Source organism: Cupriavidus sp. SHE (genome assembly GCF_000812445.1).
GTDB lineage: Bacteria > Pseudomonadota > Gammaproteobacteria > Burkholderiales > Burkholderiaceae > Cupriavidus > Cupriavidus metallidurans.
In genome coordinates this window covers 14,078-30,868 of record NZ_JWMB01000035.1, presented here as the reverse complement: position 1 = coordinate 30,868, position 16,791 = coordinate 14,078, and the positions used below count along the sequence as shown (strand labels likewise).

At 60.8% G+C, this 16,791-nt stretch carries 18 protein-coding genes and 1 pseudogene; 11 read left to right on the top strand and 8 right to left on the bottom strand.

Going from position 1 to position 16,791, the window contains the following annotated elements; translation table 11 throughout:
• Positions 1–143 precede the first annotated feature (143 nt).
• Positions 144–1,133, top strand: a complete 990-nt coding sequence (locus RN01_RS17680) for a tripartite tricarboxylate transporter substrate binding protein (RefSeq protein ID WP_024570087.1) — start codon at positions 144–146, stop codon at positions 1,131–1,133.
• A 118-nt stretch (positions 1,134–1,251) separates the two neighbouring features.
• On the opposite strand, the gene RN01_RS33120 is transcribed toward RN01_RS17680, so the two are convergent.
• The 4 genes from RN01_RS33120 to RN01_RS17660 all read right to left on the bottom strand — a co-directional run bounded on the left by RN01_RS33120 (position 1,252) and on the right by RN01_RS17660 (position 4,154).
• Complete coding sequence (locus RN01_RS33120; RefSeq protein ID WP_017515758.1) at positions 1,252–1,536, bottom strand: septal ring lytic transglycosylase RlpA family protein; 285 nt, start codon at positions 1,534–1,536, stop codon at positions 1,252–1,254.
• A 443-nt stretch (positions 1,537–1,979) separates the two neighbouring features.
• Positions 1,980–2,405: a hypothetical protein gene (locus RN01_RS17670; protein ID WP_326998548.1), complete on the bottom strand. Its 426-nt coding sequence runs from the start codon at positions 2,403–2,405 to the stop codon at positions 1,980–1,982.
• Between the two features lie 61 nt (positions 2,406–2,466).
• Positions 2,467–3,012: an AraC family transcriptional regulator gene (locus RN01_RS17665; RefSeq protein WP_223277454.1), complete on the bottom strand. Its 546-nt coding sequence runs from the start codon at positions 3,010–3,012 to the stop codon at positions 2,467–2,469.
• A gap of 254 nt (positions 3,013–3,266) precedes the next feature.
• Positions 3,267–4,154, bottom strand: coding sequence for an oxaloacetate decarboxylase (locus tag RN01_RS17660; RefSeq protein WP_017512063.1), 888 nt, complete (start codon positions 4,152–4,154; stop codon positions 3,267–3,269).
• Positions 4,155–4,336: 182 nt separating this feature from the next.
• Between RN01_RS17660 and prpR the strand changes: the two genes are divergently transcribed.
• The gene (gene prpR, locus RN01_RS17655) at positions 4,337–6,274 is read left to right on the top strand and encodes a propionate catabolism operon regulatory protein PrpR (RefSeq protein ID WP_017512064.1); all 1,938 of its coding nucleotides are present in this window, start codon (positions 4,337–4,339) and stop codon (positions 6,272–6,274) included.
• A 427-nt stretch (positions 6,275–6,701) separates the two neighbouring features.
• On the opposite strand, the gene RN01_RS33975 is transcribed toward prpR, so the two are convergent.
• On the bottom strand, positions 6,702–7,163 hold the full coding sequence (locus RN01_RS33975; protein WP_024570086.1) for a hypothetical protein: 462 nt from the start codon (positions 7,161–7,163) through the stop codon (positions 6,702–6,704).
• Positions 7,164–7,279: 116 nt separating this feature from the next.
• Here RN01_RS33975 and RN01_RS17645 point away from each other — a divergent pair, with 116 nt between their 5' ends.
• From RN01_RS17645 to RN01_RS17630, 4 genes and pseudogenes are all read left to right on the top strand, one after another.
• Complete coding sequence (locus RN01_RS17645; protein WP_024570085.1) at positions 7,280–7,843, top strand: SDR family NAD(P)-dependent oxidoreductase; 564 nt, start codon at positions 7,280–7,282, stop codon at positions 7,841–7,843.
• A 43-nt stretch (positions 7,844–7,886) separates the two neighbouring features.
• Positions 7,887–8,399, top strand: a pseudogene (locus RN01_RS17640) (SDR family NAD(P)-dependent oxidoreductase); the annotation flags it as partial.
• The gene (locus tag RN01_RS34330) at positions 8,397–8,837 is read left to right on the top strand and encodes a semialdehyde dehydrogenase (protein ID WP_051068962.1); all 441 of its coding nucleotides are present in this window, start codon (positions 8,397–8,399) and stop codon (positions 8,835–8,837) included. The pseudogene RN01_RS17640 and the gene RN01_RS34330, both read left to right, overlap by 3 nt.
• A gap of 441 nt (positions 8,838–9,278) precedes the next feature.
• Positions 9,279–9,506, top strand: coding sequence for a hypothetical protein (locus tag RN01_RS17630; RefSeq protein WP_024570084.1), 228 nt, complete (start codon positions 9,279–9,281; stop codon positions 9,504–9,506).
• 60 nt (positions 9,507–9,566) lie between these two features.
• Here the strand turns inward: RN01_RS17630 and RN01_RS17625 are convergent, their stop codons facing one another.
• From RN01_RS17625 to RN01_RS17615, 3 genes are all read right to left on the bottom strand, one after another.
• A complete protein-coding gene (locus RN01_RS17625) occupies positions 9,567–11,228 on the bottom strand; it encodes an adenylate/guanylate cyclase domain-containing protein (RefSeq protein WP_035835312.1) in 1,662 nt (553 codons plus the stop codon).
• 181 nt (positions 11,229–11,409) lie between these two features.
• A complete protein-coding gene (locus RN01_RS17620; protein ID WP_017512071.1) occupies positions 11,410–11,757 on the bottom strand; it encodes a cupredoxin family copper-binding protein in 348 nt (115 codons plus the stop codon).
• Between the two features lie 32 nt (positions 11,758–11,789).
• Positions 11,790–12,743, bottom strand: a complete 954-nt coding sequence (locus tag RN01_RS17615) for a metallophosphoesterase (protein ID WP_024570082.1) — start codon at positions 12,741–12,743, stop codon at positions 11,790–11,792.
• A gap of 239 nt (positions 12,744–12,982) precedes the next feature.
• Here RN01_RS17615 and RN01_RS17610 point away from each other — a divergent pair, with 239 nt between their 5' ends.
• The 5 genes from RN01_RS17610 (at position 12,983) to RN01_RS17590 (ending at position 16,465) form a co-directional block, all read left to right on the top strand.
• Entirely contained in the window at positions 12,983–13,504 is a 522-nt protein-coding gene (locus RN01_RS17610) for a hypothetical protein (protein ID WP_017512073.1), read from the top strand.
• A gap of 33 nt (positions 13,505–13,537) precedes the next feature.
• Complete coding sequence (locus RN01_RS17605; RefSeq protein ID WP_017512074.1) at positions 13,538–14,176, top strand: RNA polymerase sigma factor; 639 nt, start codon at positions 13,538–13,540, stop codon at positions 14,174–14,176.
• Positions 14,166–14,834, top strand: a complete 669-nt coding sequence (locus tag RN01_RS17600) for an anti-sigma factor (RefSeq protein WP_017512075.1) — start codon at positions 14,166–14,168, stop codon at positions 14,832–14,834. The genes RN01_RS17605 and RN01_RS17600 overlap by 11 nt, the downstream gene beginning before the upstream one ends.
• A 195-nt stretch (positions 14,835–15,029) precedes the next feature.
• Complete coding sequence (locus tag RN01_RS17595; RefSeq protein WP_017512077.1) at positions 15,030–15,347, top strand: DUF4148 domain-containing protein; 318 nt, start codon at positions 15,030–15,032, stop codon at positions 15,345–15,347.
• 92 nt (positions 15,348–15,439) lie between these two features.
• Positions 15,440–16,465, top strand: coding sequence for a patatin-like phospholipase family protein (locus RN01_RS17590; RefSeq protein WP_024570080.1), 1,026 nt, complete (start codon positions 15,440–15,442; stop codon positions 16,463–16,465).
• Positions 16,466–16,791 lie beyond the last annotated feature (326 nt).

Genomic DNA, 16,791 nt, shown 5'->3' with positions numbered 1-16,791 from the left:
AAGTCAAGACGCGGAATTGTTCTCGTGTGGTTGGCATGCCAGTCGGGATACGGCTCAGGGACTTCACAAATATGTCATATAAACATCACAATACCGGACCGATCCACGCCTCGCAGAGCGTGGCCGTATCTGGAGAGAGAAAAATGAAGATGCCTGTTGCCCGCCGTGTCCTGCACGCCCTTGCCACTCTGGCCCTGACCCCACTGGCGTTTGCCGCGGGCGCCGCGCATGGGGCCTGGCCAGAGAAGCCAATCCGGATGGTGGTGGGCTTTCCGCCGGGCGGGCCGGTCGATACGCACGCGCGCATTCTTGCCGAAAAATTGCAGCCCATTCTCGGGCAGTCGGTCGTGCTCGACTACAAGGCCGGCGCCGCCGGCAATATCGGATCGGACAACGTCGCCAAGTCTGCGCCGGATGGCTACACGTTGCTGATTGCCAATACGGGCCAGATGACGATCAATAATGCGATCTATCCCAAGCTGCCCTACAGCATGCCGAAGGACTTCGCCCCCGTGGCGCGTACCGCGCTGATTCCGCTGGTGATGGTCGTCAACAACAACGTGCCCGCAAAGAATCTGAAGGAATTCATCGCATATGCGAAGGCGAATCCGGGCAAGCTAAATTTTGCATCGGGCGGCAATGGCGGTATCTCGCATCTGATGCCGGAGATGTTCAAGCAGGCATCGGGCACGTTCATCGTTCATATCCCGTACAAAGGTAGCGCGCCGGCACTGACGGACGTGATGGGTGGCCAGGCGCAGATGATGGCCGACTCCATTCCGTTGTTCACCCAGTACATCAAAGGGGGCAAGGTACGCGCGCTGGCGGTAACGTCGGGCAAACGATCGCCGGCGCTGCCCGATGTGCCGACGATGGAAGAAGCCGGCCTGAAGGGATTCGAGGTGGTGGGCTTCTACGGGGTGCTGGCACCGGCCGGCACCCCGAAGGACATTGTCGACAAGCTGTCGGCCGCGCTGCGTACCGTGCTGGCGGACCCAGATACGAAGGCCAAGCTTGAATTCCAGGGGGCCGAACCAGCGTGGCAGTCGCCGGACGCCTTTGCGGCGACGATCGCCAGCGAGCAGAAGCGGTGGGGACAGGCCGTCAAGGCATCGGGCGCGCGAATCGACTGATATGGCAGGTGGTAAAGCGGTGGTCACGTGCGTGCCCGACCACCGCATTGCCTCAATCATGTGAGGGCCGCGCGTTTAGTGCGTTGCCTTCGCTGGTTGAATCCGCACGCAAAGCAAGTCAACGCTCAATCTGCACCCGCATCGACCGCGCATCTGGCAAGCCCAAAGCTTCCGCCGCGGCATAAGAGAGATCGATAATTCGGCCGTCGACGTATGGTCCGCGATCGTTGATGCGAACGACAACCGATTTTCCGGTAGCCAACGATCTGACGCGCACATGGCTGCCGAGCGGTAATGTTCGATGGGCAGCAGTCAAGGCGCTGCTATCGTAGCGTTCTCCGTTTGCGGTCAGATGCCCCTGGAACGTTGCCGAGTACCATGACGCCTCGCCGGATTGCAGCATCTCGTGCTCGTGCCGAGGGCGACAGGAATCGGCACCGCACGTGGCATGCCTGGACGGAATCTCTCCGCATGCAGTGAACAAGGCGCAGATTCCCAAGACTCCCAGATAGCGAAGTAATAGCACCATGGACCACCCGTCAGTGATTGAGATGTGGCTCTAACGGTCTCCAGTAGTTTGCGTTGGCGGCGCGGCCGGGTTACGCAATACCCTGAGAATATTCTAGGTGACAGGCCGACGCCCATTAAGGTCGGACCCAACGACAGGCTGGTTTCTGGGCTGTCGGTCAGATGTGGTCCAAAGGGCCCGTATTAGCCCGGAACTGCTCGGGACCCGGGCTATCGCAGCAGATAGACGTGAACGCCGATTGCTGCTCCCCGCGTGCTCCGCGCCGTCTCCACACTGCTACGATAAGCGGGCAAAGCGGGTCCCAGATCACGGCGTCGTCAGCCCCAACGACCTGAGGGCGTCCTCCAATTCACCCTTGACGCGGCTGTAGAACGTGGAGGACTTCGCGTTTGCGCCAACCGCACTGACCAGACCTGCGCGACTGGCTCCGCGGCAAACGCGGCCTTGGTCACAGCCAGATTGGCCTCCAGGTCGACAGCGCGGAACGCCGCTTGACTGCCCGCCACCTTGATCGTGGTGCCGGGCGCCAGATACACCTCGTCTGCCTGCGGGAGCGCGGGCAACCGGCTGAAATTCACGATATGGACCTGAAGCCTGGGATGGCGGACGCGCAATGGGCGACGGCTCAGGGCATGCACCTGCGCGACGGTCGGGTCTGCCAGCAGAGCCTGAAGCATCACGCCTCCCACGAGTCCGGTGGCGCCGGCCAGCAGCACCTTGCGTTGATCGATAGGCGTGGACAAGGTGTGCGTTTCCTCAGTTCAGGTGCATGGCATGACGGGCGCTGTCAGGCGTTTGCCCGGTCTATTCCTGGAATGCGCGATAAAGGGAGTTGGGATCCTTGAAGCCGAGGAGGAAGGCGATCTCGCCGCCGGACATCTTCGTATTCCCCAGATAGTGGCGGGCCAGGCGTTCTCGCGTGGCGTTGACCAAAGCGCGAAAGTTTTCGCCCTCGTCTTCAAGGCGACGCTGCAGCGTACGCTTGCTCATGCCCAGACGCTCTGCAGCCGTCTCGATGGTGGCGGTGTTGCTCGGCAGCAGTTCCAACAGGACGGCGCGCACGCGCTCCGCCGTTGCCGCTGTTGCGTCGTGTTCGCTGAGCCGGCGGCGCAGGTCAGGCTCGAACACCCGCCAGATGCTTTCGTTCACTGTGAGAAACGGACGCAAGGCATCTTCGGCAGAGAATGTGACGCTTGGACTTTCCCCCGGTGTAACAGGTGCGCCGAAGAACTTCTCGAAACGCCGGACGTAGGCGTTCGGCGGCAGTTGCGGAAGTACCACCCGCAATGCCTTGATGGGCTCGCGGGTCCCGAGGCGGGTCAATCGCAGGAAGAACCCGATTTCGGCCACCTGCAAGGAATACGGTACATCGGCCTGAATCGACAGTCAGCGGGGCGACACTGTTAGCTCGCTCGACGTTCGGAGTTGGGGCCAGGGAGGACTGCTTATGGCCGGTCTCAGTCGTCGGCCTCCCGCGCGTGGGCGCGCTGACCCGCCAACCATTACCTTGACCCCAACGTGCTGTGCGCTGCGGTGAAATCTACCTGTTCAGTAGTCCGGGAGCCACGATCCTTTTGGAAACTCTTCCGGCGTGGCCCTCCCGTTCAATGATCGTTTGCTGCGTATTCGCGATCGAGCCGGTCGTATAGAGGCTTATTGACCAAGCGTTGCCGCTCGCTGAATGGCGCCACCAGCGTCGCATCCTCGTCAAGCCGACCATTCGTGCGTAGCGTGCTGAGCGCCCTCTGCATGCCAAGCACTGCGCCTTGTAGCGTTGCATTCGCATACAGCACAAGTGCGTAGCCAAGACTGGCTAGCGTTTCGCGCGACTGTACTGGCGTCTTCCCGCCGATCACAATATTGATCAGTTGTGGCGCAGCGATCAGCTTGGGCAAACGCTCGACGTCGGCAAGTGACTCGGTCGCTTCGATGAAGAGAATGTCCGCCCCCGCCTCAATGAAGCGATGGCCACGCTCGATGGCAGCCTCCATGCCATGCACCGCTGCGGCATCCGTGCGCGCCATGATCAGCAGGTTGGGGTCCTCGCGCGCATCAACGGCAGCGCGGATCTTGCCAAGCATTTCACTCGTTGCGATGACCTCCTTGCCCGAGAAATGTCCGCATTTCTTGGGCATCACCTGATCTTCAATTTGGATCGCATCGGCGCCGCTGCGCTCGAGCGTTCTTACCGTGTGCCGTACGTTGAGCGCATTGCCGAAACCGGTGTCGGCATCGACGATCAACGGTAGCGCGACCGCATCGCGGACCCGCGCGGTGTGTTCGGCAATTTCATGCAGGCCGATGAAACCGAGATCGGGTAGGCCAAGCGACATATTCGTAACGCCGGCTCCCGTCAGGTATAGCGCCTCGAACCCGGTTTCCTCGACGACGCGGGCGCTCATTGCATTGAAGGCGCCAGCCACCAGCAGCCCTTGGCGTTCATTGACCTTGGCGCGGAATGCCGCACGGCGGGCGGCGGATAAGGTAGTCATTTGATTTGTCTCCAGAGTAGGAGACGGTGTTTTCGCACGGATCGTGCCAAGTTCCCGCACCTGCCGTAGTTTCTTTCAAAAACAATGACTTACAAGATTTCATGCCGCGAACACGCTCATGCGACAATGTTCCACATGTTTCTCGGGGCGTTCCAAAAGCGTTCCACTCAGGAGCCTCCAAGATGTCAACGCCCATTTCACATCCAAACCAGCTCCGCCCGGGCATCGCGCTGGTCAGCATCAGCCGGATGAGTACGCTGTGTGAGACCGTCGCGCCTCGCTACAACGAGCTGGCGCGTTTCTTCTCGATTCGAGCGGGCTACGGGGCTGCCGTGACCGCCCTCCAGGCGTACGTCGACGCAGGCACGGTTGACGTCGTGCTGGCGGCCGGCTCAAACGGCGCGTATCTGCGTGACAATCTCAGTGTGCCCGTGGTGATGGTCAAGGTGAATGGCTTCGACGTGCTGAACGCTATCACGCAGGCCATCACAGCGTGGCCGGGTGAGGCCATCGGTTTGGTGCTGCACGAATCGGTGTCGAGGGAACTGGCCAACCTCAGCGGCTGGCTGAATGTTGCATTGAAACAGCGCGCATACCGTTCGATCGACGAGGTGCGTGCGGCCGTGGATGCGCTTGCCGCAGAAGGCTGCACCGTCATCATTGGTCCTGGCATGGCATGCGATCTGGCGCTGCAGGCGGGATTGCAATGCGTATTTCTCTATTCCATTGGCGCTGTGGAAGAAGCGTTCGAACGCTCCATTGAGTTGGCACGCATGAGTCGCCAGAAGGAATCAAAGCGCGTGCGACTCAACACCATCGTCGCGCATCTGCGCGACGGCGTCGCGGCATTCGACGAGGGTGGGCAGCTTGAGGTGGTGAATCCTGCGATGTTGGATCTGCTCGGCCTGAACCGCTCCCGCGATGTGGCGTCACAGCTCCTGGGGGCGGTCGGCCCGCACCTGCGCGAAACACTCGATGCCGATTCGCCGAGCAACGAGCGCATCGAACAGATCGGCGATCGCTCGCTGATTGTCAACTGCGTGCCAATCGTTGAGCATGGCTCACGCTCCGGAGCGGTGGTCACTGTACAGGACACACTAATCGCACAACGCATTGACCGCTCGTTGCGAACCAATCAGCGGCCGAAGCATCTGGTGGCGCGGCATAACCTGGCTGATCTGATCGGCGGCTCCCCGGAGCTTGAACGCGTGCGGCGGCTAGCGCGAGCCAGCGCCGCGCACGACGCTACCGTGCTGCTCACAGGCGAAAGCGGCACTGGCAAGGAACTGGTTGCTCAAGGTATTCACAATGCCAGCCGTCGGCGCGGCAACCCATTCGTCGCGTTCAATTGTGCGGCACTGCCGGAAGGTTTGATAGAAAGCGAACTGTTTGGCCATGAAGAGGGCGCCTTCACCGGCGCACGGCGTGGTGGAAAGCCGGGCCTCTTCGAGGTCGCGCATACGGGGACCATTTTTCTCGATGAGATCGGCGAGATGCCGGCCGCGTTGCAGAGCCGCTTGCTACGTGTATTGCAGGAACGCGAAGTGATGAAGCTCGGCTCTGGGCGCGCAACGCCAATCGACGTCCGTGTCATCGCCGCGACGCATCGTAATTTGCGCGAGTTGGTCAAGCGCGGCACATTTCGCGCCGACCTGTATTTCCGGCTCAATCTGCTACAGATCGAACTGCCGCCCTTGCGTGAGCGGCGCAGTGATATACCTGGTCTTGCGCAGCATCTGCTCGCACGGAGTGCAGCAAAGTACCACCTGCCAGCCACCGTCACGAAGCACATTCTGGAGTTCCTCTCGCCGCTCTTCGAGCTTTACACATGGCCCGGAAACGTACGGGAGCTTGAAAACCTCGTAGCACGCGCGGCGATCTATCTGAGCCATGGTTCAGGCGGTGCGCGGGAAGACCTGCAGGCCATGTTTCCCGAGTTTGGAGAGATGCAATCGCTGCCTGTTGCAGCGGGCAGGCACAAGGTTACCGACGCGCCGTCTGGAACCGTGACTCGGGACGACATCTTGCGAGTCCTGCAGACAAACGGTGGCAATCGCGCCGCTGCGAGTCGTACTTTGGGGATCGGACGCACGACGCTTTGGAGGTTAATGAAGGAGTAAGAAAGAAGATGCGAATGGCCGCTTCAGGAGCCAGGCAACGCAGTTTTCCGCGTACCAGCGGTCGAGGCTCGTGGCAAGCCGCCACCATTCTCGACTTCAGATTCAAAGGTCGTGGGGGCGCGGCCGTCGCAGAACGACCCTGAACTGCCCTTCGACGCGGGGCAACCTCTACGGCTGCTTCCAGAGGGATCCGGTCTCCGCGCAGGCTTGCCACGTGCACCGGGTCTGTGGATAGCTGACAAGGTAGCAGGCACGACAAACTCGACGCGAATGACCCAAGGCGGATATCAAGACTGATCAGCGCCGATGGCAACCCGCACATGCGGAGTGAAGGGCATTAGAACTGACCGGTCACGCGAGAAAATGGCATTGTGCGGGCATCGGAGTTCGGCAGTTCGCCGCCGGTTTGACGGTTGGTTTGGTCGCACTACTTGTAGTAACCGACGCCGCATCCCAGGTCGGCAACCGCAGTAACGAGGCTCGCCTTCGGCACCCACGTCTTGTCAGCGCCGGCCTTGGGAGACATGTAGCTGACCTCGTTGACCTGGCCCTCTTTTGCCGCGTCATAGAGCCTTGGTCCATACACGTCGCCCGTAGGGTCCCTGAATTTCCTGGCATCCTTGCCGAGCAACCCCTTAACGTTGGGATTGCCGACCGCGACGAGGAGTCCGTCGCTGAGATTGAAGCAGAACGGATAGAGATCGCCAACAAGAAAGCCATTTTCGCCGTTGTTGATCTGGTTGAGCGTCCTGGCCTTATCGGCTTTGATGGCCGCAACCGTCTTTTCAAGCATGGCCCTGGCGTCCGCCGCAGTACCTTGCGCCAATGCCGTAGCCGAGAATAAGGCAGCCATGGCGCCTAGCGTGCCAATCACGAGTTTACGAAACATGGACATTCCTCCCTTCTCTTCGAGCAATTGGCAATTGTCATGCACCGCGTGCAGCCAGCAAGTCATCATGTCCAAACATTGCCCCAATTGACCAGTCTACTCGTGCCCGCCGACGCGTGGATAAAAAGAGGTGGGGCGGCTACTTCCGGATTGGGCCCATCCAGGTTACGCGCGCCTTTGTGGGGGGCTTGCGGGCCAGGAAGCATGGAACGTTCATCCATGTCAGCAGCGTTGGCGGGCGAACTGGATTTCCCAGCGGCGCTTTGTATCACGCAGCGAAGTTTGGTCTGGAAGGCTTTGCCGAAGCGGTGAGCCAGGAGATCGCCGAGTTTGGCATCAAGACCATCATCGTCGAGCCTGGCTCCATCAAGACGGGCTTCGTGGGCAATATCCGCTGGACGCAGGAACTCGACGCGTACAGGGATAGCGCGGTCGGCAAACTGCGCCGCTGGATCGCGCAAGAAGGCGATGCCAACGCTTCGGGAGATCCCGTGAAGATGGCCGACGCGATCTATACGGTCAACCAGATGGCAGAACCGCCGCTGCGCACCGTGCTCGGTGCGGACGCCTACGCAGTCCTGGAGGCGGGCTACTCCCGGAGCCTGGAGGCGCTGAAAGCGCAAAAGGCGCTAGCGGAGTCCGTGATGTTCGAGGGCAAGAGCGGGTTCATGCCCGAGTGACTGGCAGCGCCGCAAAGTTGGACAGACAAAAAGGGAACGCATCATGAGCAAGGTTTGGTTGATTACCGGCGCCGCGCGAGGTTTGGGGCGCGACATTCTCGAGGCCGCACTCCGGGGCGGAGGCAAGGTGCTGGCAACCGCGCGCGACATCACGCGGTTGGCTGATCTGCAAGCGCATTACGGCGAACAACTGGCGACATACGAGCTGGACGTCACGAACGAAAAGCAGGTGCAGGATGCCGTATCGGAAGCGGTGCGCCGCTTCGGCCGGCTGGACGTACTGGTCAACAACGCTGGCTGCGGTCACATTCAACCATTCGAGTACGTGCCTGCAGAGGATTTTCGTGCCCAGGTTGAAACCAATCTGTTCGGCGTGGTGAACCTCACACGTGCAGCGATTCCGGTCATGCGCGCACAGGGCGGCGGCCATATCTTTCAGGTGTCGTGAGCCGGCGGGCGTATCAGTAGTCCGGGATTGTCGGCCTATCAGGCGGCAAAGTGGGCGGTGGGCGGTTTCAGTGATGTGGTGGGCAAGGAAGTCGCACCCTTCGGCATGTCGGAGTCTGCCTACCGTGCAGTGACCTACGACCTCACGGTTCATATCGCGCACCAACTCCTGGCCCGCAATCCGCGCATGACAATGGTGTATGTGTCTGGAGCCGGTGCGGACAGCAGCGAGAAAGGCGGCACGATGTGGGCCCGCGTCCGCGGTCAAACCGAGAACGCCTTGCGGCGGGTGCCGTTTCGCCAGGTGACCATTCTCCGACCCTGCGCAATCATTCCCGAACACGGCATCGAATCACGTACGACCGCCTATCGGTGGATGTACAGCTTACTGAAGCCGATGCTGATCCTGCTCCGGCGCTTCTCGCCAGAGAGCGTGCTGACCACGCAGATCATCGGTGAAGCCATGCTGAATGCAGTACGACGCGGCGTGCCACATGCCATTCTGGCGCCAGCAGACATTTATCGATTGACGTCCTCACCCGTGTAGTCGCGCAGGATGCAAGGCTACATCCCCAGTGTTGTCCTCAACGGAGCCGCCGCACCGTTTGAGGCGCTCGGTTCCCGACCTGATCCCGTTGCGTCCGTGGCGGATCTACCGGAGATCGCTCTGCATTTCTCGACGCGCCGCTTCGAGGCTCCCATGTCCTTCAATTCCTCGCATCGGCCACACACACCATGTAATGCCGCGACTTCGGCCTGAAACTTGCCGAGTACCAGCGGCTGTCCGTACTGCGGCCGATCCTTGCCATGATCTCCAAAACGGTTCGAGACGCGGACGGGAATAAACGTGAAGCCTTGGCAGTTCTGTAGTTGCATGGCGCATCGGCTGTCGAGATCATGGCAAGCAGGCGCGGCGTGCAAGCCATGAGACTCCACGCTTGCTGCAGTGTGCATTGGAGTCTCTCACTACTCAACATTGGAGCAAGCCATGAGAATCCTGACCCCATTGTGCGTTGTGGCACTAGTAACATCTGCGACCCTGGCCCACGCATCGAACCGTGCTGTCGACATGGCCACTGTCGATACCGCAGCCCATGCAACCGGGCCGCGCGATCCGTACACTGACGGCGCGAGAACAGGCAAATTCGACGTCTATTCGGAGGGCGCGAAGATCACGGATAAGCGCGATCCGTACACCGATGGCGCGCACAGCTAAGCCTTGCAACGGTGTCGCCCTGCAGGCAGGAGGGCGGGCCGAGGCCCGCCCGATCAATGGTTAGGCCGGAGGCATCGGCATTTGTGCCGCCAAGGACAGGATGCGGACCGGCACTGGCTCGTCACGGCCTCGCAGGCGTGCAGCGACGTGAGGCAGACTCGACGCCGAAACGCCAGCATGGTGGAATACCTGATCCGAAACGATGGCCTCGCACGCCATTTCCTTTGTCAATTGTTCAAGCCTCGAGGCCACGTTCAGAGGGTCGCCAATGGCGGTGAACGTGACATGTTCACTAAAGCCGATTTGCCCAACGACAGCGCGGCCGCAATGCAATCCAATGCCAAAGCGGATTCGTATCTGCAACTGCTGTTGGAGGACTGCGTTGAGTTCGTCGATCCTGGCAGCCACCAGCGGCACGGCACGAAGCGCCTGTCGACAGGCGGTGGATGGATCGCTGTTCAACCCAAAGATGGCGAGCACTGCGTCTCCCAGAAACTGGTTCGGCTGTCCGCCTGCCTGGACCACTGCCGAGCAGACCGCACCCATGAAGCGGCTAACCACGAAGATGCTATCAAATGGCAGTTGTGCTGCGGCGAGCCGAGTCGAGTCCCGCATGTCCACGAACATAAAGGCAGCGAACCGCTCCTGCGGCATGACATCCTGCTGGCTGCGCTGCAGGAAGGCTGCCGATGCTGCCGGTGGTACGAGTGGCCACACCGCTAGATCATGGGTTGGCCGCAACTGGCAAGCGAGTCGCAATGTCTGCGGGTCCGCGCCCAGCCGGTCCAGAACACGCTGCTCCGCCCCGGCGGGCGCCGGTAGCGGCACGTCACTGAGCACACGCACCCGGCAGAGCGTGCATCGGGCGCGACCACCACAGGTGCTGGCATGGGGAATGCCGGCCAGACGGCTGGCCTCGAGTACCGAGAACCCGTGCGGTGCGAGCACCTTTCTCCCGTTGGGATACAGGATGGCGAAACGCCCACCCCTGCGCTCCCGGACTGTGCGCGTCAGTCGTGCGGCCAGTACCAGCAGCAGCGCCCCGCCATCGAAGAGCAGGAAATCAGTGCGCAGCCCGGCGAGCCAGAGATTCTGTGGCGGCGTGCCGATGGTCGCCGGCCGGATCGCGGCGGCACGCCAGACCGGGTCCTGCGCAAGGGCCGCAACCTCCCGGCCACCCTGCAGGAAACCCAGCAACGCGAGTACAGGGAGCAGGACGGCGGCGCTCGTCAGCACACTCCGCCACGCTCCGAACCACGGTTTCAAGCGCAGCCAGAACCAGACGCCGTAGCACCCATGCAACCAGGCGACCACCAGCAGCGCAAGCTGTACGCGGGCAAAGAACGGGGAATCGATCCAGAACGCGTACAGTACCTGCGCATAGCCCTTGTCCATGCCGAACTCGGCAATGGCGATGCGCGTGTTTACCACGTGATTGGCCAGCAGTGGAGGTATGCACAAGCCGAGCAGCAGTTGCGCCATCTCGCCTGGGGTCCAGTACAACGCGCGCCGTTCGTATAAGGCCCACAGCCCCAGGAAGAAATGCGTGACCAGTGAACCGTAGAGCAGGATTGTTCCGACCCATCCCTGCCAGATGTATTTCTGGACCAGCAGATCGCGCTCCAGCCATGTGAGCGAAAAGTTACCGAGAGAGTGGTTAAGCAGATGCGTGCCGATGTAGGTGAACAGCACCAGACCCGTCGCCAGGCGAACGGATCGCACGCTCGTTGGCCACAACCGCCGAAAAGAGGGATAACCAGACATACACGGCCCTCCACGTGTCCAAGATCGGAGCCTCTGAGTCGTGTCTCTGGGACGCATTCGCCCTCACGCTCGGGGCAAGAGCCCGCTGTTCCGGGCCGCCTTCAGATGGGAGGCGGCCTGGCTCCTCACCGGATCTTGCTTACTTCACCGTGATAGTGGCTTTCATATGCGGATGGATGCCGCAAAATATATTGTAGACGCCGGCCTTCTCGAACTTGAACTGATAAGTATCGCCCTGATCGAGTGCGCTGGAATGGAACAGGCCAGAGTCGCTGACAACCGTATGGGGCTCGTCGTCCTGATTCTTCCAGGTCACCGTCGAGCCAGCCTTGACGTTGAGGGACATCGGCGAAAACATGAAGTTCTTGATCATGATGACATTGGCGTCTTGCGCTTGCGCAACGGTGAATACTGAAGCCAATGCGGCCGTGAGGATCGCACGCCCAATGGAGACGGCGAATGCTCGTTGAATGTTAGTGGATAGCATGATACGGGTCCCTGGTTGGTACGGGTCTGGACTCAGGCGAGCGTTGCATCGGTCAGCGTCGCCTTCAACGGCAACTGCGAGATGCTGATACTTGTTACGCCAAGCATTCTCGATAGTTGATCGCTCGGCACCTTGAGCGGCAAGGGGCCGGGGCCGTCTCCGGCAGTTGGTTGCGGATAGGCCGTCGAACGGGCGGTATGGAAGGTGATGTTTCCCTCCACCTTGGAAACGATCTGATGGATGTGTCCGTTCAGGATCGTGACGGAGCCAAATCGCTTCAGGTAGGTCATCGCCTGCGCGGCGTCGCTGGTGCCCCAGCCCCAGGGTTCATAGATCGTCCACATCGGCATGTGAGCAAAGATGACAATCGGTGTGCTCGATGAGCGCCCCTTCAGGTCGCTTTCTAACCATGCAAGCTGGTCGTCGCCCAGGCTTCCGAGGCCATTTGCCTTGAAATGCATGACATTGACGAGGCCAATGAAATGCACACCACTGTGGTCGAAGCTGTAGTAGCCCCTGTTGTCCGAGGCTCGGCCAAAGCGATGGAAGTACTCGGTGCCAGGCCCGTCCGTCACATCATGCTCGCCGGGCACGGTGTGCAGCTCTGCAATCTGCAATCCGGACAGCAACTGGTTCGCGAGATCGAACTCCGCGGGCTTCGACAGGTGGGTGATGTCGCCAGTGTGAATCGTCAGGGCCGGCTTGACCGGCATGGCGTTGACGAGGTCGATCGTCTGCCTGAGTGTGCCTGATACGTCCGGATTGGCCTCCTTGTTGAATCCAATATGCGTATCGCTGATTTGAAGGAACAGGGGAACGCCTGTTTGCGCTGCTATTGCTGACCGCGCATTCGCACTGGCGGCAAGGGACAACTCCACTGGCGTGAGGATGCCCCCAGCCAGAACGAACAAGGTGCCAGCACTGCCGAATGCGAGGCATTTCAATGCGTCGCGCCGCGACGGATCGGAAGGAAGATCTGATGACATGGTGTCCTCTTGACTCGGGTTCATGGGGTAGACCGTCGGACTTCCCGGCGGGCCTCCGTCCGGGGGGCATTCGTTATACCGATGCGGCGCCCGGTTTATTCCCCAATCGCCTACGTGTCCCCACTCATGGAATAACTTTCCTCGGGCGGAAGTTATGCAGGTGACGACGCGACCTTCGGTCCCAGCGTTCCCACGGATCGGGCGATCGCCTGTGCCTTCATGACAGTCGGAGTTCAACCATGATTTCAACACTCTCAGTTGGGCGCGTTCTGACGCTCCGTGTTCGCCATGCGGAGCTGCTGCAGGCGCTGGCCGCCTCAGCCTTGGTGTTCGGCTGCGCAACCCCCGCGTGGCAATCGGTGCCGCCGGGCGCCAGCGAGGCGGAGCTGCAAGCCGCGCTTGGCAGGCCGAGCGAGGTCTACCGGCTGCCGGATGGCTCCCGTCGATGGCTCTATCCCGCGCCGGGCGAGACCAAATGGGCAGTCCAGATCGGCCCGGACGGCCGCGTCGTCAGTGTCAGGCAGATGCTGACTGTCGAAGAGTTCGGCATGGCCAGAGTCGGTGAATGGACCATGCAGGACGTGTTGGTCCACTTCGGAAAGCCCACCGACAGCACCTACTTCCCGCTCATGCGCCGGAAGGTCTGGAGCTATCGGTTCGAAGAGGACGGAGTGTGGTACTCGACCATGCACTTCTATTTCGATCCTGACGGGTTGTTGGTGCTCACCCAGGTGATTCCAGACTTCCTGAACGACTCGTAGTCCGGAATAAATCGCTATCGGCGATGGTAGGACATGTGCAAGACAGAGGAGGGCACCGTGAACGCAACCGACGAGTCCAGCCGCTTCGCGGAGGTAACGCTGCCGCATCTCGACGCTGCCTACAACCTGGCACGCTGGCTGAGCGGCAGCGCAACCGACGCCGACGATATCGTGCAGGAAGCCTACTTGCGCGCCTTTCGCTTCTTCAACAGCTTTCACGGTGGCAATGCGCGTGCGTGGCTGCTTGCCATCGTCAGAAACACGTGGTTCAGCGAATGGCGCCGGCGGTGCGACGCAGCCGACGGCACGCCCTTTGATGAAATCCTCCACGGCGACGAGCGGCTGCCGGGATGGGTTGACGATATCGGCAGCGATCCCGAAACGCTGGCGGTACGCCGCGACGATGCGCAGCTCGTCAACCGCGCGCTCGAACAGCTTCCCGTCGAGTATCGGGAGGTACTGGTGTTGCGAGAGCTTGAAGAGATGAGCTATCGCGATATCGCCAGCGTCGCTGGCATACCGATCGGCACCGTGATGTCGCGGCTGGCGCGGGGCCGGCAACTTCTCTGCACCGCAGTGCGCGCTGCGCAGATGCATGACGAGGGCGGCCGGATTCCTCCTGCCCCAATGCCCGTGTTGGGGCGCTCGATGGGAGTTAGTCATGGACGATGACAAGGCGATGACCACGCTGGCCGATCTATTGCACGGTGGCTCGCTTCACTACCACGCGCCACCATACCTGCGCGAACGTGTGGAGGCGGGGCTGCCACGCAAGGCGCGCCGATTGTCGTGGCTGACATGGCGCGTGCGCTCCATCGATCCCGCGTTGGCGTTGGCAAGTGGCGGCATTGCGGGGATAGCCGTTTCCGTCATGGTGTTTGCCATGCTCTCGATGGTTCCCCAACAGGAAAACAGCAGGATGAGGCAGGAACTCGTGACGAGCCACGTCCGCGCGCTCCTGTCGCAGCATTCGATGGACGTGTTGTCAACCGACCAGCACACAGTGAAGCCCTGGTTCAACGGTCGGCTCGACTACGCGCCGCCGGTCATCCAGTTGCCGGCGGGGGACTTCCCCCTGGTTGGTGGCCGCGTTGACTACGTGGACCATCGCATGGTGGCGGTCTTGATCTATCGCTACCAGCGACACCCAATCGATCTCTATGTCTTCCCGGCGGAGCGCAGCGTTTCAACGCCGGTGACCGATTCATCCGATGGCTACTCGATTGTTCACTGGCATCAGCATGGCATGGACTTCTGGGCCATCAGCGATGCGGAAACGGTTCACGTGAACGCATTCGCGCAGGCTATCCGGACAGAGCTGGACAACTGAGTAGCGAATAAACATGGCGCCAGCGCAGTTGGACAAGTGCATGGCGAACCCGAACGATGGCGACATCAGTTTCCTGCAAGCGGGTCTGCCACGCACATACAGCGCGCTGCCCTGATGGCAACGCGCTATCGATGCCATCCCTGTCTCTTGCGGAGGCAGTCATGGGAATCCGCGAACCACCCAAGGAGTTATGAAATGAAGACGAGATCGTTGACATGGCTGTTTCGTGCCCTAGCCATTGCATCACCCATGTACCTTGCCGGGGGCTTGGCCCAGGCACAATCCGCTGCACCGAACGGGATGCCTCAAGTCACGCGAGCCAGCATCCTCAAGGAGCTCCAGGAACTGGAGGCCGTTGGCTACAATCCCACCGCTCCCGGTGACACTCGGTTTCCGGATGATCTGCAGCAGGCATTGCAGAAGCTGGACGCGAAACATCACGCCGAAGCCGGCACTGCATCCAGCAGCGGAGCCGAGAGCACCAGGCCGGTACAGGCCACCGTCACCCAATAACACATGCCGCGACCCAAACGTCGCATAGTATCTAGACAGGGGCGAGATTGCGGGATCGCGCATGACCCACCCCGCCCGGAGGGAGGGCAGCCATGGACGAAAAGCATGCAAAACCCGTAGCTCTGGCATTGCAAGGTGGCGGCATGCATGGCGCCTTCACCTGGGGAGTCATCGACCGCCTGCTGGAAGACGGCAGGCTTGCCATCGAGGGCGTCAGTGCCACGAGCGCGGGTGCCATGAACGCTGTCGTGCTGGCCAATGGTTTGCTGCGAGGCGGCGCGGATGGTGCGCGCCAGGCCTTACAGGAGTTCTGGCTTGCCATCGCCCAGTCCGCGGAGCGGTATAGCCCATTCCGTTGGATTCCATGGCTAAAAGGGACGCATAGCTTCGGTCTGAATTATTCGCCGCTGTATGCATTGGCCGATATGGCCCTGCGCGTGTTGTCCCCCTACCAGTTCAATCCCCACAACATGAACCCGTTGCGGGACGTGCTGCAGAAGCAGGTCGATTTCGAGGGATTGCGCAAGCACTGCCCAATCCACCTGTTCCTCTGCGCAACAAATATCGAGACTGGTAGGATTCGCATTTTCTCGGGGTCGGACCTTTGCGTCGAGGCGGTACTCGCTTCAGCGTGTCTGCCGACGCTGTTCCAGGCAGTGACCATTGACGGTCAGCACTACTGGGACGGTGGCTACGTGGGCAATCCGGCCCTCTTCCCGCTGATCTATGAGTGCGGCACGCGTGATGTCGTGATTGTGCATATCAATCCAATCGTACGCCGAGGTGTGCCTACGACAGCCGCGGACATCCTCAATCGCCTCAATGAGGTCAGCTTCAACTCGTCCCTGATGCGCGAGATGCGTGCGATTGCCTTTGTGACGGCGTTGATTCAGCAGGGCAGGGTGGATCGGAGCGATATGAAGGAGATGTTGATTCACTCGATCCGTTCCGACGAAACCATGGCGGCGCTGGGGGTTTCGAGCAAGTACAACGGCGACTGGTCCTTCCTTTGCAATCTACGTGATCAGGGCAGGGCACAGGCAGAAGCATGGCTCGGGCGCAACTATGAGCACGTCGGCCAGAGATCGAGCATCGATATCAAGGAGGAGTTTCTCTAAGCGTGACGATGCCCCGGGTGACGGCTACCGCTCTCACTGAAGTATCGAGGTCCAATGACGGGCAAGAGGTGATAGGGCACCGGCGTGGACCGGAAGAAATCTGAATCGCCGCCTCATCTTTTGTCGAGGAGGGAGGAGGTAGCCTGAGAGAGCGCGCGCCTCGGGTAGGTTCGCGTTCCGTCACAGCGTGACGCCGCGCAGAAAGCGTTTCTGGACTGGATTCCGTTAGAGGCTCACCAAAGCAAGCGGCTAGCGATTTCGTATCGGGGCAGCGGGGCTGATCTCTGCCAGCGAAGACCTGCGCCGTGCCATACGCCCGCATCCCT